General features: G+C 74.0%; 2 protein-coding genes. One reads left to right on the top strand and one right to left on the bottom strand.

What is annotated here, in order from left to right:
• Positions 1-1,038: chitinase (locus ACIQOV_RS38615; RefSeq protein WP_401055476.1), on the top strand; the 1,038-nt coding region annotated here is incomplete at its 5' end.
• A gap of 175 nt (positions 1,039-1,213) precedes the next feature.
• Here the strand turns inward: ACIQOV_RS38615 and ACIQOV_RS38610 are convergent.
• Positions 1,214-1,930, bottom strand: coding sequence for a prepilin peptidase (locus ACIQOV_RS38610; protein WP_401055474.1), 717 nt, complete (start codon positions 1,928-1,930; stop codon positions 1,214-1,216).
• Between the last annotated feature and the right edge of the window lie 216 nt (positions 1,931-2,146).

Genomic DNA, 2,146 nt, shown 5'->3' with positions numbered 1-2,146 from the left:
ACCCCCACCGCGACCCTCACGGCCACCGCCTCCCCCACGGCCACCGCGACGCCCACCGCGACGGCGACCCCCACGCCCACCCGGACCGCGACGGCGACCCCCACCGCCACGCCGACCAGCACCACCCCGCCGGCCACCGGCCTGCCCGCCCACGTGGTCACCGGCTACTGGCAGAACTTCGACAACAACTCGACCGTGCAGCGGCTGAGCGACGTCCAGAGCGCGTACGACATCATCGCGGTGTCCTTCGCCGACGCCGTGCCGACCAGGACCGGCGCGATCAGCTTCACCCTGGACCCGGGCCTGTCCAAGGCGCTCGGCGGCTACACCGACGCCCAGTTCCGCGCCGACATCAAGGCCAAGCAGGCGGCCGGCAAGAAGGTCGTCCTCTCCGTCGGCGGCCAGAACGGCGCGATCACCGTCGGGGACGCCACCGCCGGCGCCAACTTCGTCAACAGCGCCTACGCGATCATCAAGGACTACGGCTTCGACGGCATCGACGTCGACCTGGAGAACGGTGTCCAGGCCGGCCCGCTCGGCGACGCGCTGCACTCCCTGCAGGCCAAGGTCGGCCCCGGCTTCGTCCTGACCATGGCCCCCGAGACCATCGGGATGTACAACACCTCCGGCGCCTACTTCCAGCTGGCGCTGAAGACCAAGGACATCCTCACCGTCGTCAACACCCAGTTCTACAACTCGGGCGGCATGAACGGCTGCGACGGCAAGGTCTACAACCAGGGCACCATCGACTTCATCACCTCGCAGGTCTGCACCCAGATCCAGGGCGGCCTGCGGCCGGACCAGGTGGGCATCGGCGTCCCGGCCTCCACCCGGGCCGCGGGCGGCGGCTACGTCGCGCCGACCGTGGTGAACAACGCGCTGGACTGCCTGGCCACCGGTAACAACTGCGGCAGCTTCGTGCCGCCGGCCAAGTGGCCGACCATCCGCGGCGCGATGACCTGGTCGACCAACTGGGACGTCAACAACGGCAACGCGTTCTCCAACGCGGTCGGCCCGTTCGTCCACAAGATGCCGTAACGGCACCCGGCCGCGGCTGCCGAAGGCCGCGGCCACCCGAGCTCCACTCCCCCGGCGCGCCGCTCCTTGAGGGTGGGGCCTGCGCGTCGGCGGCCGGGCCCGTCGCACCGACCGGTGCGGCGGGCCCTTCCGTTCCTCTCCCCTTTGACGCGTTCAATGTCCCGGCGGCACGTGCTCACCGCGCCAGGACCGCGGTGAGCGCGCCGAGCAGCAGGAACGGGCCGACCGGGAGGTCCAGTCCGCGCACCGGGCGGCGACGGACCAGCGCGGCGGCGGCCCGCAGGGTGCCCCACAGCCCGGCGAGCACCATCGCGGCGAACAGCCCGCCGAGCGCCACCGACCAGCCGTACCAGCCGAGCAGCCCGCCCAGGGCGAGCCCGAGCGGGGAGTCCCCCGGGCCCAACGCGCCCAGCCAGACGGCCAGTTCGAGCACACCCCCGACCGCGAGCGCGACCAGCAGGCAGCGCAGCGTCACCCCGGGCCCCGCGGTCGGCACCGCCGCCAGCAGCAGCGCCGTCACCCCGCCGAGCAGTGGCAGGGTCAGCCGGTACGGCAGCCGGCGCACCCGCGCGTCGACGAAACCGAGCGCCACGCCGAGCGCCGCCGCCCAGCCCATCGCCAGGGTCACCACCACCAGCCGGTCCGCCGCGTACGCCACCGCGACGGCGACCGCCACCGCGACCGCCTCCACCGTCCAGGGGCCGGCGCCCAGCCGCTCCCGGCAGCCCCGGCAGCGCCCGGTCGGCGGCAGCAGGCGCAGCCGGCGCCCGCAGGCCGGGCAGTCCTCGCACCAGGGCTCGCCCTCCGGCACCGCGAACCGGGCGATCAGCCCGCGCAGCGGTGGAGCCGCCAGGAGACCGACCAGCACCGCCGCCACCACGACCGGGACCACCGGCGCACCCCCTCTTCGACCGACGCGACCGACACGACCGACGCCATCGGCGCGACCGGCCCCATCCTCCCGCGCCGGGCCGTGTGCCGTCCGTCTCGTTCCGCACGGCAGCGCGACAGCGCTCCTCGCATACACGAGCATTCCGGACATTCGACTACTGGTTCGGAAGGCCGTCCGCCACCCCCGCCTGCCGATCCAAGGGGGCCGTTCGGGCCC

Origin of the sequence: Kitasatospora sp. NPDC091257 (genome assembly GCF_044757675.1) — a bacterium.
Classification (GTDB): domain Bacteria; phylum Actinomycetota; class Actinomycetes; order Streptomycetales; family Streptomycetaceae; genus Kitasatospora; species Kitasatospora lactacystinica.
The sequence above is the reverse complement of the archived record's forward strand: the minus strand, read 5'-3'. Positions and strand labels throughout refer to the sequence as shown.